Source organism: Psychrobacter sp. 28M-43 (genome assembly GCF_014770435.1).
Taxonomy (GTDB): Bacteria; Pseudomonadota; Gammaproteobacteria; order Pseudomonadales; family Moraxellaceae; genus Psychrobacter.
Genome location: NZ_CP061739.1, coordinates 1,481,025 through 1,498,998, shown reverse-complemented (window position 1 = coordinate 1,498,998; position 17,974 = coordinate 1,481,025). Strand labels below are relative to the sequence as shown.

At 41.9% G+C, this 17,974-nt stretch carries 16 protein-coding genes; 9 read left to right on the top strand and 7 right to left on the bottom strand.

The genetic code is table 11. The features are described from left to right. Nucleotides 1-95 precede the first annotated feature (95 nt). Nucleotides 96-488: a Cu(I)-responsive transcriptional regulator gene (gene cueR, locus IEE84_RS06325; protein ID WP_191115276.1), complete on the top strand. Its 393-nt coding sequence runs from the start codon at nucleotides 96-98 to the stop codon at nucleotides 486-488. 461 nt (nucleotides 489-949) lie between these two features. Here cueR and IEE84_RS06320 read toward each other — a convergent pair whose 3' ends face one another. Together IEE84_RS06320 and IEE84_RS06315 are read right to left on the bottom strand one after the other, a co-directional pair. Continuing rightward, the gene (locus IEE84_RS06320; protein WP_101204529.1) at nucleotides 950-1,258 is read right to left on the bottom strand and encodes a DUF1272 domain-containing protein; all 309 of its coding nucleotides are present in this window, start codon (nucleotides 1,256-1,258) and stop codon (nucleotides 950-952) included. 315 nt (nucleotides 1,259-1,573) lie between these two features. Further along, nucleotides 1,574-2,485, bottom strand: coding sequence for a LysR family transcriptional regulator (locus IEE84_RS06315; protein ID WP_191115275.1), 912 nt, complete (start codon nucleotides 2,483-2,485; stop codon nucleotides 1,574-1,576). A 184-nt stretch (nucleotides 2,486-2,669) separates the two neighbouring features. Between IEE84_RS06315 and IEE84_RS06310 the strand changes: the two genes are divergently transcribed. Next, nucleotides 2,670-3,347 (top strand): glutathione S-transferase family protein, encoded by a 678-nt coding sequence (locus tag IEE84_RS06310; RefSeq protein ID WP_191115274.1) that lies wholly within the window; start codon nucleotides 2,670-2,672, stop codon nucleotides 3,345-3,347. 127 nt (nucleotides 3,348-3,474) lie between these two features. Further along, nucleotides 3,475-4,602 carry a zinc-binding dehydrogenase gene (locus IEE84_RS06305; protein ID WP_191115273.1) on the top strand — a complete coding sequence of 376 codons (1,128 nt, stop codon included), beginning with the start codon at nucleotides 3,475-3,477 and terminating at the stop codon, nucleotides 4,600-4,602. 124 nt (nucleotides 4,603-4,726) lie between these two features. Here the strand turns inward: IEE84_RS06305 and IEE84_RS06300 are convergent, their stop codons facing one another. Then, nucleotides 4,727-6,250, bottom strand: a complete 1,524-nt coding sequence (locus IEE84_RS06300; protein WP_191115272.1) for an SIR2 family protein — start codon at nucleotides 6,248-6,250, stop codon at nucleotides 4,727-4,729. 406 nt (nucleotides 6,251-6,656) lie between these two features. On the opposite strand from IEE84_RS06300, the gene IEE84_RS06295 reads away from it, so the two are divergent. Continuing rightward, entirely contained in the window at nucleotides 6,657-7,577 is a 921-nt protein-coding gene (locus IEE84_RS06295) for a homocysteine S-methyltransferase family protein (RefSeq protein WP_191115271.1), read from the top strand. A gap of 225 nt (nucleotides 7,578-7,802) precedes the next feature. Here IEE84_RS06295 and IEE84_RS06290 read toward each other — a convergent pair whose 3' ends face one another. Both IEE84_RS06290 and IEE84_RS06285 read right to left on the bottom strand, forming a co-directional pair. Further along, on the bottom strand, nucleotides 7,803-8,681 hold the full coding sequence (locus tag IEE84_RS06290) for a DMT family transporter (RefSeq protein WP_191115270.1): 879 nt from the start codon (nucleotides 8,679-8,681) through the stop codon (nucleotides 7,803-7,805). 130 nt (nucleotides 8,682-8,811) lie between these two features. After that, the gene (locus IEE84_RS06285; RefSeq protein WP_191115269.1) at nucleotides 8,812-9,528 is read right to left on the bottom strand and encodes an SDR family oxidoreductase; all 717 of its coding nucleotides are present in this window, start codon (nucleotides 9,526-9,528) and stop codon (nucleotides 8,812-8,814) included. A gap of 112 nt (nucleotides 9,529-9,640) precedes the next feature. Between IEE84_RS06285 and IEE84_RS06280 the strand changes: the two genes are divergently transcribed. The 5 genes from IEE84_RS06280 to IEE84_RS06260 all read left to right on the top strand — a co-directional run bounded on the left by IEE84_RS06280 (nucleotide 9,641) and on the right by IEE84_RS06260 (nucleotide 16,341). Further along, a complete protein-coding gene (locus tag IEE84_RS06280) occupies nucleotides 9,641-10,516 on the top strand; it encodes a LysR substrate-binding domain-containing protein (RefSeq protein ID WP_191115268.1) in 876 nt (291 codons plus the stop codon). Between the two features lie 460 nt (nucleotides 10,517-10,976). Next, nucleotides 10,977-12,488, top strand: a complete 1,512-nt coding sequence (locus IEE84_RS06275) for a glycosyltransferase family 2 protein (protein ID WP_191115267.1) — start codon at nucleotides 10,977-10,979, stop codon at nucleotides 12,486-12,488. A 190-nt stretch (nucleotides 12,489-12,678) separates the two neighbouring features. After that, nucleotides 12,679-13,983 (top strand): glycosyltransferase, encoded by a 1,305-nt coding sequence (locus IEE84_RS06270; protein WP_191115266.1) that lies wholly within the window; start codon nucleotides 12,679-12,681, stop codon nucleotides 13,981-13,983. Next, nucleotides 13,983-15,299 carry a hypothetical protein gene (locus tag IEE84_RS06265; protein ID WP_191115265.1) on the top strand — a complete coding sequence of 439 codons (1,317 nt, stop codon included), beginning with the start codon at nucleotides 13,983-13,985 and terminating at the stop codon, nucleotides 15,297-15,299. The genes IEE84_RS06270 and IEE84_RS06265 overlap by 1 nt, the downstream gene beginning before the upstream one ends. A 46-nt stretch (nucleotides 15,300-15,345) precedes the next feature. Next, complete coding sequence (locus IEE84_RS06260) at nucleotides 15,346-16,341, top strand: glycosyltransferase family 2 protein (protein WP_191115264.1); 996 nt, start codon at nucleotides 15,346-15,348, stop codon at nucleotides 16,339-16,341. 37 nt (nucleotides 16,342-16,378) lie between these two features. On the opposite strand, the gene IEE84_RS06255 is transcribed toward IEE84_RS06260, so the two are convergent. Continuing rightward, entirely contained in the window at nucleotides 16,379-17,206 is an 828-nt protein-coding gene (locus tag IEE84_RS06255; RefSeq protein ID WP_191115263.1) for a hypothetical protein, read from the bottom strand. A 135-nt stretch (nucleotides 17,207-17,341) separates the two neighbouring features. Continuing rightward, nucleotides 17,342-17,968 (bottom strand): hypothetical protein, encoded by a 627-nt coding sequence (locus IEE84_RS13100; RefSeq protein ID WP_224737927.1) that lies wholly within the window; start codon nucleotides 17,966-17,968, stop codon nucleotides 17,342-17,344. Nucleotides 17,969-17,974 lie beyond the last annotated feature (6 nt).

Below are 17,974 nucleotides of genomic sequence, written 5' to 3'. Positions count from 1 at the left end.
ATAGAATCGTAAAGGATATCCATATAGGGTTTAAATACACAGGTTATTTAAACCCTTTTGTTATTTAAGTCCCTTTTTAGGTTAGGATGATAAATATGAATATTGGTCAAGCATCAAAGCAATCCGGCATCTCTACCAAAATGATTCGTTACTATGAGCAGATTGGCTTGCTAGAAACAGTAAATCGCTCGAACTCAGGTTATCGCTTGTATTCTAAAGACGATATTGACGACTTATGCTTTTTAAGACATTCTCGTGACTTAGGATTCTCATCCAAGCAAATGAAAGAGTTACTATATCTGCGCAAAAATGCCAACCGTCAGAGTGCAGATGTTAAGCAACTGACACAAGAGCATATCGAAACGCTAAACCAAAAAATTGCCCAATTGCAGGAGATGGTCAATTCGCTACAGAATTCTTTTGATCATTGCGCGGGCGACGATAATGCAGAGTGCGCTATCTTAGAGGATCTTGGGCAAGCTAAATAGAGCTTTTAACGAGCATCTCCTAATGTAGAAGGCGTTAAAACGTCAGGTCATTCTGTTTTGCACAACTAAAATAGAAGTAAATATTCATACTGTTCAAGTGTGGGCGGTCAGTTCAGTATGAATAGTAGTTGGTGGTAACGCAGTCATAAGTTCTTAGTATTATCTGGCATAAATGTGTAGTGAAGCATAACCTGAAAATAGGTTAATCACCTTGCTAAAACGATACCAGTCTTCTTGTTCCCAAAATGAGTCTTCAATTATTTCATCGGCAAGATCATAAAACCTATTGTAAGCAAGTCTTAAAAAACTTCTTCTTATGATGTAGGTCGCAAATCCATAAAAGAAAACTCCTAGAAACATAACGCCGGGTTAAACTGCAAAAAACATGTGTTAGCATTTTGAGCGCAGCCGAACCAACTTTTTTATTTCCGTTTAAACTGCTTGTTATATAAATGTATTAATCATCGATCTTCAGGTTTTGTGTGTTTAACTTTTGCTGAGAACTCTTTGAGTTCTTCAATGCTATATTTGGTATGTACTCTTTCAATTGAAGGAGGCTGATGGTTAATACTTAAACCTATACGTCTAGCCATTTTAGGTCGAATAGGTCGAGGAACAAAACCACCGCCACAATTTGGGCATACATTTTCTAGTATTTCATTTACACATGTGACGCAAAAAGTGCATTCGTATGTGCAAATCATTGCTTCGGTAGAATCTGGTACTAAGTCTTTATCACAACATTCACAATTAGGTCTAATTTCTAGCATATATCAACTCCATTTTAATTCACCTAGGGCTTGTTTCTTGGGCTGCAGAGCGTAAGTCGTGTGGCAGCCCATAGCAGCTACTTGTTATATTTTGATGCCTACCAATTAATGATTAATGGCAAAACTGGTCGTAAGTCTTCAGATAATCCACTACGCTTATTATCATGAGATCTCAACTTTCTTGCTAGCCCATTATTCGATTCTTTACTATCACGTACGTATAGTATTTCGAGAATTTTAGCCCGCGCCTATGCGGATTAGACTAGCAGAAAATCCAACTAGTATGAATTGATTATAAAATTTCTGCTTAGACTATTATTTTATATTTCCTACTCTTATCCTCTCAACCAAGAAATCGACGGCGGCTTTTACTTTTGGTACTAGATAGCGCTGCTTTTGATACAGCAGATATACGGCCATATCAGCGTGCTGCGTGATTGCTAATGGATGCTCAAATTTAATTTCTTGCAATGCCCCTGACTCAAGATATGAGGATAGTGCCCATCGAGTGGACATCAAAATCCCTTCACCATCACAAGCCTTTTTGGCAAGCCATGGTCCATTGTTTGAAATTGCCACTGCAGGTCCTGAGACATCATGCCACTGATCGTCGACATAGCAAAGCCAGGGCGTTGGCCCGTTTGGCGCTTTGAAATATAGGCCTTTATGTTCCTTTAATTCCATCACATGATTGGGTGCGCCATGCATCTCTAAATAACTGGGCGACGCAACCGGAATAAACCCATTGTCCATGAGCCTAATGGCAAGCACTCGCTCATTTGGTGCATAACCCCCGCGAATCGCAATATCGACATCGTCACGTCCTAATGCCGATAGCTCATCACTGAGACTAACATCTAGCACAATCTCTGGATACAACTCACCAAACTCATCCAACAGTGGTAGCAGTATTTTTTCACCAAAACCCACCATAGAGCTGATGCGCAACCGCCCCATTGGTGTCGTTTGATAACTGCGTACTGTTTCTTTGCTTTGCTCGAGCTGATCTAGTACTTGCTGCATATCGTTATAATAGACCTGCCCTACTTCGGTCAATTTAACAATTCGGGTCGAGCGCTTTAACAGTGTTGCGCCCAAACTCTTTTCTAAATCAGACACCCGTCTAGATAGTGAGGATGGCGGTACATTGAACGCACTTGCCGCCTTAGTAAAACTGCCCGTTTCTACGACTTTGCTAAAATACTTGATGGCACGTAATTGATCCAACTGACCTCTCCATTTAGATGAATATTTAAGTATTTTCGCTTTATTATTGTCTTAAAAGCAATAGTGATTCACGTTATTCCTTATATATAACCACATTAAAACCAGTAATAATGTGTTTAACTTAAACGTTGCAATGAAAACACGATTAAAAATAACTTTTACGTCAACAATGGAAGAATGACTTATGATTACTTTGCACGGCTTTGCTGCAAGCAACTATTACAACATAGTAAAACACGCTCTTTTATATAAGGGCATTCCGTTCCAAGAGGACCTTTTGTACGCTGGTAGTGATGATCTACTAACCGTCAGTCCAGTGGGTAAAGTACCTGCGATCACCATGCCTGACGGTTTTAATCTGTCGGAATCTAACGTGATTTGTGACTTCCTTGAAGAAACGTATCCTGAAAAGCCGCTATATCCTACCGATGCAGCAGAACGCGCGACTGTACGTCAGATTATGAAAATAGCAGAGCTTTACTTTGAGCTACCAAGCCGCCGTCTAATTCCATATGTATTTTCTGACGTACAAGCACCTAACGCAGTCAAAGAGGAAGTCCGTCAAGTATTGGGCCGCGGTATTATTGCCATGAATCGCTTATGTCAATTTTCGCCTTGGATTGCAGGCGAGCAATTCACCATGGCTGACATCTATGTGCATCACGTCAACACTATTGTCAATGCTTTTGGCGCGACTCAGCTTGAGTGGGATGTACTGGCAGAAGTGGACGGCATGAAAGAATGGAACAAAGCCATGAGTGAAACCGACATTGCAAAAAGTGTTCAGGCAGACAGTCAAGCAAACATGCCTGAATTTATGCAACACGTTAAAGCTCTAATTCAAGCCGCAAACGCTAAATAACCTGTGGCAACGTGGCTACTAGAAATGAGCCACATTAAGAAAATTACTAAAGCTCAATAACCTAAAGAACGACCAATGCCGTAAAGGGATTGGTCTAAAAATCCAACTATTTGCAGGAGCAAATCTTATGACCGATAAAAATAAACAACTGGTTTCAACCATCAGTGATGACAACAAATTAACCCTGTCTTTAAAAGACATCGAGATGCCGCAACCCGGTGCTGACGAAGTTGTCGTTCGCATGGAAGCCATGCCATTGAACCCCTCTGATTTTGGTGTGATGTTCAGCGCCGCTGATATGTCAACCGCTGTACAATCAGGCACTGATGACAGCCCGATCATTACCGCTGATGTGCCTGCGAAATTCATGCCAGCACTCAAAACGCGGGTAAATAAAGACACGCCTGTCGGTAACGAAGGCGCTGGTACAGTCGTCGCAGCAGGCTCATCAGAAGCCGCACAAGCACTCATGGGCAAAATGGTTGCGGTAATTGGTGGCGGTACATATCGTCAATACCACTGTGTCAATGTAAGAAGCTGCATAGAAATGCAAGACGGCACGACAGCTACCGAGGCTGCATCGTCTTTTGTAAACCCGCTCACTTCACTGGCAATGGTCGAAACCATGCGCGCTGAAGGCCACAAAGCCATCGTACATGCAGCAGCCGCTTCTAGCCTTGGTCAAATGCTAAACCGTATCTGTATGGCAGACGGTGTTGATTTGGTGAATATCGTCCGTAAAGACTCGCAAGAAAAGCTATTGCGCGATATGGGCGCAAAGTATGTGGTGAACTCAAGCAGCGAGACGTTCCTTGCTGATTTGACCGCCGCGATTACTGAAACAGGCGCTACGATTTCGTTTGACCCTATCGGTGGCGGTAAGCTCACCAGCGATATTCTAAACTGTATGGAAGCAGCTATTACTCGTGACGTAGAAGAATACAGCGTCTATGGCTCAAATACCTTTAAACAAGCTTATATTTATGGCGCCTTAGACCGTGGTCCGATCACCTTAAACCGTAACTTTGGTTTTGCGTGGGGTGTGAATGGATTCCTATTGTTCAATGCACTTGGCAAACTTGGTAGTGAAACGGTTCAGTCCATGCGCAAACGCGTGGCAGAAGAAATCACCACCACCTTTGCGAGCAGCTATACGCATGAAGTGACCCTAGAAGAAGCGCTACAGTTAAAATCAATCGCCGCTTATGGCAAACAGGCGACTGGTGAGAAATACTTAATCAAGCCTCAAGCTTAATAATTGTTTGAAGCATAATATAGAAATAAAAAAAGCAGATATTCTAGGATGTCTGCTTTTACGTTTATGGGTTAAATGCATCTCATATAGAAGCTATGTTTAGCAGCTTGTTCATAACATTACCTTAATAAATTTCATGTTTAGTTACCTCTCGAAGTATTTTAGGAATATCATCATATGTTTCGTACCATATAACTGTAACCCCTAACTCCTTCATAAGCTCTTCATTAAGAGTATGATGAAGCTCTAAAAACTTATCAGCTCCATCTACATTTTTTATAACTTTTGACTTTTTTTCTTTTCCAATTTCATAGCAAAACTCATTAGAAGAAAGCCTTTTCATAAATGCAAAGTGTTTACTTCTTTCAATATTTTTAGAAGATATTTCGAGTAGTCTTCTCAAATTTGGATCGGTCATTGATAATCCGACCATGAGACAAGTACTTTCTCTAAATGAATTAAGCTGCACTAGATTTGACCAATGGTATGAATCTGAATAAATTTGATGGTAGCCTTCTTCCGAAAATACCAATGTAGAGTTATCTAATCCATCATATGATTTCCGCTCTTCTGGCAGAAAACCGTGAACATGGTAGATAGGAAGCTCATCAGGATCATAACTTTCGTTATCTGTATAAATACATCGATGTAAGATTGAATTATTACTTAGTTGCCGTTCAAGAAGATCATCAAAATTATAAGTAATTACTGACTGCACCTTTGCTCCTGTACGTCTTGGTAAACACATAGAAGCGATTGATTTTATTAAGTCTGAATCTATTGAGAGCTCGCTATTTCTAAGTTTGTAAAGATTTTTTGTTACAGCTTCAATGAATTTTTTTGCATCACCATCTCCCTTTGATAATCCTTTTCGGAGATATCTAGCAGCCATTAATGCTGAAGGCTCATCAACACTATTTAATCTACTAACAAGATCGCTAATATCTTCATCTCCCATTGTGATATCTTTATCAAACTCCTGAGTAAAATAAGTAACAAACAATGAGTTTAACAATGTATTCCAATCAGGCATTCCAGCACTACTTGAAACACCTGCGCCTAAGAATAATGAAAATTGTCCTTTTTTATAGCAACTTTTAAGATTTTCAACGATACTTCCTCTCTCCTGCTTCCAATCTCTAATTGGCTTAGATATAGCTGAAGATAACCTGAGAGCGAATAGGTTATTTGCTATTTTACTAACCACTTTTTTGTTCTTAGAAGCAATTCTATTAAGTTCAGCAGGGCCCCAAAAAATTACTTTAAAGGGGAAGCTATCTCGCTTTAATTCATCTTCTACGCGCAAGATAAATCTTTCCGATATGGGTTTAGCAGAAATAAAGAGAACAGTTTTGAAATTATTTTCTGTATATTCATTTAAAAGCCGATATACCATCCTTTCTATGAAAATTTTTACTGGCATTCTACTTAGATTAAATTTCACTTCTATTATTGTTGGGCCATCAAACTGATCAAATCCATCAGGTGCATATGCATCGCCATATTTAATTGAATCAGTAGAAATCAAGAATCTTTTTTCTTGACTCTCAATGTGGTGCTTTAAAAGATGCTGAACAAAGGTTTCAAAAGCATAATAGCTTTTTGGCCCTCCTTCATCTATACCAGCAATAATGTCTTCAATCATCATTTTTTATCCCCTGTAAACAAATAATATTTTATGTAGCACTATTCTAGTTATTGATGACACCATAAAACGGTACACATTACATGCCATAATATTCCACTAAACCAACCCATTGTAAACAATTGATTATTAATACCTGTAAATCTAGTACTAGCCCCGTATAAATTATTAATATATAAAAATCTAGCTACCTGTCTTTTAGTGCTTACCAGAAAGCGTTATATACCTCATTAAATATTTACACTCAAATGATGTAATCAAATGTTTAGAACCATGAATTAACATTACTAACAAACCTGTGGTTGCATCTGACGTTTATTACGCCTAATATTTCGCTCCTTTAAATAATTCTATTTTTAACAATAACACCTCTACAGGTTTGTCTACTCACAATAAAGAAGGATTCGTTATGCCAATAAATACAACCACAATTATTGATGGTGGCATGGGACGAGAATTGGCGAAACGCGGTGCACCATTTCGTCAACCTGAATGGTCAGCACTGGCAATGATAGAAGCGCCAGAGCTCGTTCGTGATGTACACCGTGCTTATATTAAGAGCGGCGCGGCAGTCATTACGACCAACAGTTACGCCCTAGTACCCTTTCATATCGGCGAGGAACGTTTTGCGGCGCAAGCACAAGATTTGGCAGCAGCGTCAGGTGAAATGGCACGTGCAGCAGTGACGCTGGAAGGCGCAGCAACCAAAGTAGCTGGCTCTGTCCCGCCACTGTTTGGCTCCTACCGTGCAGACTTGTTTGATGCTGACCACGTAGAGGATATCGCTACCCCACTGATCAAAGGTCTAAATCCATATGTCGATTTTTGGCTCGCTGAGACTCAGAGTCTAATCGCCGAGTCTATCGCTGTTCGTGAGCTACTTAATACGCTAGATACAGACAATAAACCGCTATGGGTAGCTTTTACTTTAGAAGACAGTATGGATATCGATGTACCACGTCTGCGCTCAGGAGAAACCGTCGAGGAAGCTGTGGCAACGATGGCTAATCTCAATGTCAAGGCGATACTTTTTAACTGCTGCCAACCTGATGTCATCGAACAAGCACTAGATGTCGCGCAAACTGTACTGCAGGCAAAACAAGCGCAGCATATCAAACTTGGCGCTTATGCCAATGCCTTCCCGCCGCAACCAAAAAATGCCGCAGCAAATGATACGCTTAATGAAGTGCGTGATGATTTGACCCCGCCTGCCTATTTGCTCTGGGCACAAAAGTGGCAAGCACAAGGTGCTTCATTAATCGGCGGCTGCTGCGGTATTGGTCCTGAGCATATTCAGGAATTAAGCCAACATTTCACTGCTACTGCTTAAATATAGGCTGATCTGAATATAGAAAAATGTAAGATAATTAGAATATTGAGTTAATCATGCCGACGACCATCGACTGTTATTTGATGGTTGGCATGTTTCTGGTCATGGAGCTAGGGCTGTAAGCGTATCGAAAATTCTAGTAGCAGCTACAGGCTTGAATGAAATTATCGACTAGCTTGTTATAAGTACGCGTATTGTATTCTTAACAGTCTACCCTCTTTCCCGCTACCCTGAAGTCTGTCTACCCGTTTGTATCAGTAGGACCCCACTTAAAATCAGTACCAACGCTATAATTTCTAAGCTGGTGATGTCCTCGCCAATTAACGCGCCAATGATTACAGCAACGACTGGAGCAATATAAGTAGCACCAGCAGCCCGCACTGAACCTAACGTCTCAATAATAAAATAATAAATCAAAAAAGCAGCGCCAGTACCCAAAGCACCCAGACCAAGTATCGTTCCCCACATTGCCCTAGTATCTGTCGACAGCTGGGTTATACCATCGAAATCGATGAGTATCGAAAGCGTTATGACGGCTAACCCCACTTGCCAAGTGGCTAACGCCAGTGGCGGCAACCTCAAAGGAGACAGATAGCGCCGCGCATATACAAAAGACGCACCCACACTCAAAGATCCTGCCAACATCCACAAAACGCCAACGAGAGAGACACCAGTAGCGCCTTGCCATGGTCGCGCACTTAATGCGATACCAGCAAATCCTAGCGCAAGTCCAATCGCCATTTGCTTGGTCGGACGCTCATCAGGTAAGAACAGCGCCGCGCCCAAAAAGGTAAATATAGGGATTGAGCCACTTAATAGACCTGCAATGCTACTGGGCAATAGCGCCGTACCTGCGACAAATCCATAATAGTAAAAAGACGTTGCGAGCACTGACATCACTATAAAGTGTGGCAAATGCTGTAACTGCGCCCGAGTAATTACTTTGCTGTGCCAAGCAACGGCAACCAATGGCAAAAACCCAAATAGCAGGCGTAAAAATACGGTTTGTGAGGGGCTGATTAGAGCCGTCGCCCATTTCATAAAAATAAAATTCGACCCCCAGATGATACCGAGGAGCACCAGTGCAGCATATGCTCGAAACATAACATTAGCCTTAACAAATAGATGGGCTGCTTTTGTCAAACAGCTAGCAACGACAGTGTGTTATTGATTGCTTGTATTAACAGTCTGGTATTAACTATCTTGTATCAATAGGCTTGTACTGACTAACTCGTTACACAGAGCGAATGACGCCACCATCAACCCGTATATTCTGACCAGTGATATATCCGGCAGCTTCGGATAATAAAAAGGCAATCGTTGAGGCGACCTCTTCAGAGGTACCGTAACGTCTCATCGGCACGCTCTCACGTCGCTCATCGACTTCAGGCAAGCTATCAATCCAGCCAGGCAAGACATTATTAATACGCACACCTTTTACTGCATAATCATCTGAGAAAATCTTGGTAAAAGCGCCAAGGCTGGCACGAAAAGCCGTTGACGTAGGAAAAAGCGCAGTCGGCTGCGTTACCCAAGAGGTAGATATATTGACGATAGCACCGCTACCTTGTGCCACCATGATTGGCGTGACCAAACGAATTGCACGTACCGCACTAAGAAAGTAAACCTCTAGCCCTTTATGCCAATCCTCATCAGTGATGTCCAAGATAGGTGCACGCGGGCCGTGACCAGCAGAGTTTACAAGCGCATCAATACGTCCCCACTGTTGCATCGCCGAATCAACCAAGCGCTGTACATTTTCATTAATAAGGTTGGAGCCAGTAACACCAATGCCGCCCAGCTCCTTTGCCGAGGCCTCACCTTTACCAGAGGAAGATAAAATAGCGACATAATAACCATCAGCTGCAAGTTTACGAGCAGCGGCAGCACCCATGCCTGACCCGCCTGCTGTGATAAGCGCCACTTTTTTTGTCGTTGTAATATTATTCATCTGTCTTTCTCCATTAGTTATCGTTTCATTTATCATAACCAATAAAATCAGATTCCTAACATCATAATAAAAGATGCTAGACTGTAGAAAATCTACAGTCTAGGAAAACAAAGTGCCAAATAGTCATCGTACGTTGCCACCGCTCAATGCCTTACGCGCATTTGAGGCTGCAGGGCGTCATCTTAATTTTCGGGTGGCGGCGGATGAGCTGTTTGTGACACAAGGCGCGGTCGCTCAGCAGGTAAGAATGTTAGAGGAGCATATCGGCTTTCCTTTGTTTCAAAGACTACCAAGAGGCGTGGCGCTCACCAGCCAAGGTTCTGTTTACTTTGCAGAAGTTACGCGCGCTTTTAAGATTTTGGATAAAGCAACAGCTCAGCTACTCAGAGAACCTAAGACTGTCACTATCAGCGTGACACCGACTTTTGCCACTAAGCTATTATTGCCGCGCTTATCTGCTTTGACTGCTGCGGTCCCTGATGTCGAGTTGCGTACTGTAGCGACCGAGTCCGTTGCAGATTTTGATCGTGATCAGGTAGATATCGCGGTACGCCTGACGCGCCCACCATTCCCTGCGGCATTTGATACTCAGCTGCTGTTCAAACAAACGCTCGTAGCCGTAGCTAGCCCTCACTTAATGGCCAATAGAGAACTGCCCATGTCAATAGAAGCGCTGCAAGAGATGCCATTGCTCCATGACTCACATCAACATTGGCCACGATTTTTTGGTACTAAAGGTAAGCTAGCTGGCGCTGTATTTAACCAGACCGCTTTGGCTTTAGATGCAGCGCTAGCAGGCCAAGGCGTTGCGATTGCTTGTCAGGCTTTTGTACAAGCGGATTTGAATGCAGGAAGGTTGGTTCAGGTGAGCGAGTCAACGTTAACAGTCGATCCAGATTATTATCTCGTTCGCAAAAAGAGTTCGTCATCAACACCAACTGTCGACGCTGTCTGGAACTGGTGTGTCACTCATTTAGCACTGGCTTAGCACTGATTTGATTTAGTCAGACCTAGCTAGCTAGCTAAACGTCAATATAAATAATCTAATCTCAAACTTATTAACGTAGTTAGCTTCTGAAACTAACTACGATTTTAGTCGTGCTTCAACGTAATGATGCAAACCTTCCTGCTTTTTTATCCTCGTCTTCTTTCCTCGTTTTACCCTTTTACTAACTACCATAACTCAAAAGCAAAATACAGCTACCTACCCCATTCTGAATCAAAAAACGCCCTATTTTTACGTTATTAAACTACTAAGTTTTTATGTCACATTACATACAACTTACACAGTTAATTTATCACAACAATTATCGACTAAATCCTTACTCAATTTTATATTAGTATGCATTGGTATTCATTAAAAGATTGAAGATACAAGTACTTACATTGTCTATAGGCCCATTCTTTTTATATAAATTTCACTTGTTGTACATGCTTAAGGACCAGACATGACTGCTAACACACCAGAAGCTTTGACTAGCGCAGCACTCAGTTTTCAATTGATGACGCGAGCTGAGCCTCCAGAGTTGGTTATTGCCACGATAAAGTCGTTATTAGCAGTAAAAGAAGCACGCGATGAGATATTGATTATCGATAACAATAATAAAGAGACGTCGTTATATGAGCCGTTGGCAGCATTTTGCCAAAGCTTAGACGCTAAGTTAAATGTCCACTTTTATCACATTGATCGTGTCGAAGGATTCAAAGCGGGTGCTTTGAACTTGGCACTTGGGTTGATGAGTCCAGACTGTAGTCACATTGTGGTGGTTGATAGTGATTACCAAGCATTACCACATGCTAGAGCCTCTATCATGCAGGCTATCGCCCAATATCCTGAGCATACCCTACTTCAGTTTCCGCAGTTTTATCGTAATGAAGGACAGCTGGATGCGCATAGCGAGTTGAATCACTATTTTAATCATCATCTGTACCGCCCTTTTAATCGTAATCGCGCCTTATCAACGGGTACTTACGCCGTCATTCGACGCTCGGATCTTTTGAGTATAGGAGGCTGGTCAGGCGCTTCTATCACTGAAGATGCTCAAATGGGCGTGCTTATGCATCGACAAGGTTTTCGCAGTCAGTTTGTGCCAGAAGTTATTGCCACAGGCTTACTACCTAACACACTAGATGACCTAATATGTCAACGCCGACGTTGGATCTACGGCAATATGCAAGTGCTCACGGATTACCTCTCAGTTCCGACCAACTCTCCAGTTCGGTATGTCTCGGAATCTAAAAGTATGAGTGAACATTTAGCATATATACGCGCTCATCTGTCTCAATTAAGTGCTTGGGTAAACTTCACGGGGTTCTTTATCCTTTTGCATATCTGCTCATTACTGGTGATGGTTGATATGCTTTTAATAAATAACGCTAACATGTCGATGCTTACCCCTCTATATGTGGTTTATGCAGGTTATGCCTTTTTCATCCTTAGACGGTTGTGGGCATATTGCCGTGATCAATCGCCTCTCAATCAACAAGTAGATGACAACCATCAGACACGTTTTGGTAGAAAAATACGTGCATGGTTGATGCATTTAAACTTTTGGGAGATTGGTGCCTTATCATGGCTTCCGGTGCTGTGGGGACGAGAGAAACCTTTTGTCTGTACGCCAAAACAAAACTATATCCAAAATCGTCAGTCATTATTCCTTAAGAATATAGCGGCGTTACCAAAAATTTTACTGATACTAAATACCATTACAGCCATAGTTGTAGCGCCATTTTCACCGCTCTATTCGCCAGTACTGTTTATGTGTGCAGCGGCAGTTTGTATTCTTAAACTAAGCGCAGCCAAGGTAGCAATAGATAATTTCGCTGATGCTCGAGCAGATATATCGAGTATGAGTAAGGTTCTAAAACAAACTTTAAAGGTAGCCCATGAAAAAAAGACGACTATCACGACATCTTATGCAACGTCTTTATTTAAAGATAAAAAAACCATCGACTCGTAAGAATCAATACTTCTAAAACTAGTACTTATAAAGATAGTGATTCGTAAAAACTTGCGGTTTATATAAGCCAATTTTGAACCAAGGTCATTCTATTGTCTTTTATCGTTTCTATACTAGGTTCCCTATACACCACTCTACTAACCAAAACGCTTATAGCCATAATGCTTATAACTATAAAGGTCTTAAAAACATGATTAGGTCTTCGAATTCACCGCTACGTATTGCCATTATTGCGCATTCACTGTATCCCATTGCCCAGCCTTATGCAGGTGGTCTAGAAATGATTACCCAATTGATTTGTGATGAATTGGTGGCACAAGGTCATGAGGTATTGCTTTACGCTCATAAAGATAGCGAGACGAAAGCAACGTTGGTGCCATTATTGACTCGTCATGAGTTTAATAAGATGGTCTATGATAATGAGCATGAAACGGTCGCCATGGGCCGTGAAGAGATGTACCAATATCTCACTTATCAGACAGCCTTACGAGATATTATCGAACGTGATGAGCGCGGTGAGATTGATATCGTACATAATCACAGTCTGCATCACATTCCGATGATGACAGGCCAAGCATTTGGCGAAAGGTTTTTTACCACTTTTCACACGCCTATTTTTCCACAGTTACGTTTGGCACTTTTGACGCTGCGCGCTGGTACAACCACTCAGTTTACAGCGATCAGTAAGCATCAACAGCAGTTGTTTGCTGAATTTGTCCCCTCACAAGTGGTATACAACGGTATCGACGTCGAATCCTTTGTTGCCAATACTGAATCCCTTGGCAATGATGTTACTAGCGATGACGAGGTATATTTTTGGTATGGTCGCATCTGCCCTGAAAAAGGCACTCACTTAGCCATGCGGTACTGCATGGAAGCTGGAAAAAAACTTATCATTGCAGGACCTAAAAGCAACGAAGACTACTTCAATCAAAAAGTAGCCCCTTTGTTGTTTAAAGACAGTAAGAGTGGCGATGAGAAACTATTCAGTTATGTAGGTCATGTCACCAAGGACGAGATTAATAATTACTTGTGCCAAGCAACTGCCATGCTATTTACCAGCACTTGGGACGAGCCATACGGACTGACCTTAGCTGAGAGTCTGGCATGTGGCACACCAGTCATTGGTTTCGATGCTGGAGCCAGTGCCGAAATTATTACACCAGAGACAGGAGTCATCGTACCTAAGAAAGACAAAGCCGCCTTTATCAATGGCTTTGCTACGATTAAAAACATATCACGTCAAGCTTGCCGTGACCGTGCTTTACAGTTTTGTTCAGTGTCAGCCATGGTAGACGGCTATCTGGCACTATATCAAGCAGCGTTAAAAAATAGAACTGCGTTGATAAAAGATAATTCAGAAAGTTATATCAACAGTATCAACAGCTATGAGCTGTCTGATTTTACAAAAGACTCCCTGCAATTTTTTAATCAAGCCATTCAAGCGCCAGTTGAAACTGATAATGATCTTGTTAGCTTTTCTGAGGGGTCGTAATGATGCTTATCGGATATTATGCGCATCATCACGGCTCAGGACATTGCCGACAGGCAGACAAACTGGCTGCATTGCTACCTAATGATGCAAGAGCGCAATTAACGGTATTTACGAGCTTAGATATAAATAGCTATCGTTTTACCGCTATTGATGAACAACAAATTGTACGTTTGAATGCAGAAGATGAACGACCCGACGACATATTAGCAGGTCGTGCAGGACAGTACTGGCAACCAGCCAGCCTACACTACTCGCCCGTAGGCAATAGTGACATTCAAAAACGCAGTCACCAAATATTAGACACTATCTTTCAATGTAAGATTGATCTGATGATTATTGATGTCAGCGTCGAGGTGGCCATGCTCTGCCGTGCGGCAAGCATTCCTTACCTTTACGTTAGGCTTCCTGGTATTCGCGACGATGCGCCACATATAGGTGCTTTTGCTGGCGCGCTTGCCTTACTAGCACCTTATCCTAAAGCGTTAGAATCTGCCCAGACATCCGAATGGGTCTGTGATAAAACGCTCTATCTTGACTTTATCTACTCTCAAAAAACCGAGTCATACACTTATGAGAGCTTTATAGATATTTTGGAAAAATTAAGCGTAGATGGCGAAATTTCTGCGCCTAAATCTACAAACCTACCATCTATCGAAGCTCAATTAATAGACAAGTCCGAAGCTACAATACCTATTGTTACCGTTATCAAAGGCTACGGTGGACACAAGGCGATTGACGAAAAACTACCGGAGTTGCGCTCACTGCTACCCAATGCATTAATTGTCTCTCTCGGGCCTATAGACGATGACAAACGATGTTATGTCGATATCTCAGCTGAGGTAGATGACGTCACACCATTTATTTATCATAGCGATTATCTAATGATGGCCTGTGGCCTAAATGCTGTCGCGCAAGCTTATCATTACGATACGCCGCTCATAGTAGTGCCTGATGACAGGCCACATAATGAACAGGCCGTCATGGCTGAAGCGTTAGTCACTCAAAATAAAGCGCTAAATTGGCAGCAGTTTAAAACCTTGATGAGCGTCGATGATGGTCAATCTGAATCTATTACGCAAACAATTCATTGTCGAAATAAACCACACCCTACTACATCGGTTGATAGCATTGAAAAGAATAACAGTGAGGAAGATAGCGGCGAGGAAGGTAGCAGTGAGGAAACCAACGCAGCTACGCTAACAGTTGCTCAAGCGTTTATGCATAGCACCACTGATTATCCTACTACTAAGCGTTGGTTTGAAAACTGGTTACTCCCTCGACTCAACTTAACACCCGAATCAACAATTAAAGACTGACTTATTAAAAATAACAGGCAACTTGATAGCGAGGCAAAGATAAACGATGACCATTCAGTCAACGAGTAACGCTAGCACGACTTCTGAGACTGTACCGATGACCGTCATTACGACCTGCTATGGTCGTAATCGTCATCTCTATAACCTACTCAGCAGTCTAGAAAATAGTAGTGTAAAGCCAGCCGAAGTCATTATTGTCAACGATGACGCTGACCCCAATCGGTTAGCTGAATTTTCATTGAATATCGTGAAGTTACCGACTACGGTCAAATCAGCTGTGAATGATGGTAGCGATACTACAACTTCAGAGTTTGATATCGGACATAATCGCAATCTTGGGGCACTGCAGGCAACTCACGATATGCTGATTTTTTTGGACGTTGATTGTATCGTAGCGCCTACGTTTATTGAGCAAATGTATAAGAAGCTTCTGCAATATCCTAGTGCGCTTTTGATGGGTCAACCGCGCTATCTAACGCGACCATTATCATTAGAAGAAAATGCACAATTAAAAATTAATCATCTGCCTTTCTCTGTTTTAGACAAGCTGTCTGTCTATAACCCTTATCGTTATAATTTTGATGGAGCTGACTCATATCCTACTAAAACAGAGCAAACAACTATCAAACAAACTGATGATTACGGTGCATTTTGGAGCCTATGCTTCGCTATCAAGCGCCAGACTTTTGATAAAATTGGCGGTTTTGACACCCAATATACAGGTTATGGCGCAGAGGATACCGATTTTGCTTTTACAGCACGTCGGTTAGGTATCGATTTTTACCTTACTGCTGATATCGCTTATCATCAGCAGCATAGTGTCTACCGGCCACCTCTTAATCATTTGGACAGTATCATTGTCAATGCCAATCGCTTCTATCAAAAATGGCACTGTTGGCCCATGGCAGGATGGTTGTCACAGTTTTCCGACATGAGGCTAATTGATTGGACAGAGGAACAGTCGTTACCGATAGCCATACAACGAGAGCCTAATGACAAAGAGGTGGAGCTTTCTCATTGTCCAGACGCTCCTTATGTTTAACTATTTCTAGCTAACAAAAACTTAGTTAATCAATATTCTAGTACCGATGAATAGTCACCCCTTTAGGTGGTCGACTCATTTCCTGACGCTCAAAATCCCAGTTATGACCATGCCAAAAGTGAGCAGTTTTATCATTGTCATTGAAGCCGATCATTACTATCTCTAACGGTAGTTTCGTGTTTTGAATATGCTGTAAGTATGCTCGAGCTGCCAGCATCAGCCGATACAATAGAAAACCTGACGAGGGCGCTGACGAATGAATATCGGTAAAGCATGGATAGTCAGCAACGACTTTATGATGCTCTGATAGCACACTGTGGTAGGTAGGGCTTGATAACATTTTTTGCATGCTCGAAGGGATGTCTAAGATGCGCTGAGCAGTGATAGGATCATCATTAGGGCTTGGGTCATCAGCTAATGTTGGAAACTGATAAGGCTGGTTGCTCGTCAATATCCCTAGCGGGGCGGTCTCGGCCATTTGCTCCACCACTGATATATGATTGCTTCTAGGTGGTAGGCCAAAATGCAGCTTACTGTCACCAATCTGCCGAAAAAACAACAGCTTAGGCAGTAAACTAGCTAACTGATGGCTGGCAAAAAAATCAGCGTGAATAAAGTGATTAAATAACACTAAGACATCATCGGGCTGTAATAGCATCTCAAGCTGCGTCGTGGTCACAGCAGGATTATTTGCAATTAGAACGACTCGTTTAGCTTGCTCTAGTGCAGTCTGTATAACGACTGGTAGCGTCAAGAAAGCAGACTTCGCTGTCTTTTTGTCATCAAATATGTATTCGCTCTTCTCTAATAGAGAGATACTCTGTTTAAGTTTTGGCTTTTTTGTATTGGATTCTGTATTAGACATAGCAACCTTAGTTAATGTAAATTTTTGATTGCTACTTTAGCATTATTAGCGATTTTTATAGACAAAGCTTTACCCCTATTATGCATGGATAAAGCCTTATCTTAATAATAATCTACTACTTTCTACTTATTTAATTTAAAAATCATATTTTGCCATTATTTCAATTTGCTGACCTGCTGGCATCCATGGGAATGTCGTTACGTCCTGATTTCTCCACTCAATACCCAAATCTAGATCTGGTAGATACTCATAGATAAGGTTCGCGCTTTTTACATTGGCAGAAGTGTCTGCCGCATCGTCTACATTTACCTCGCCATAACGCAAGTTGCCACGCAGCTTTTGGGTAAATTGATGCTTATATCCTACGCTATAGCCCGTTTGCGAGATGAGCTTCCCATCCTCGGCATCACAGTCTACGCCGCCATTCATAATTAGTGGCCCGCCAACACAGATGGCAGAATAGGCACCCATGCCTTTACCATTGTATATACTGGCATGGAGCGAATCTTTACCCAATGTTAGCTTGCCCGCTAAAGAAACACCGATACCCACATCTGAACCATCTCTGTTCTCAGCATCACGAGCCGTGACAGCCACGTTATAGTCAAAGTTAGATATCTTATCTTTATAGCTTACCACCATATCAGGTAAGCTTGCATTATCATAAACAGGGTCTTGCGCCGTAAAACGTAGCCCCTTATAAGTATAGTGCAACGTCAAATCTGGACGAATATAAGAACCACCACCAGAGGCTGTGCCCAAACCAGT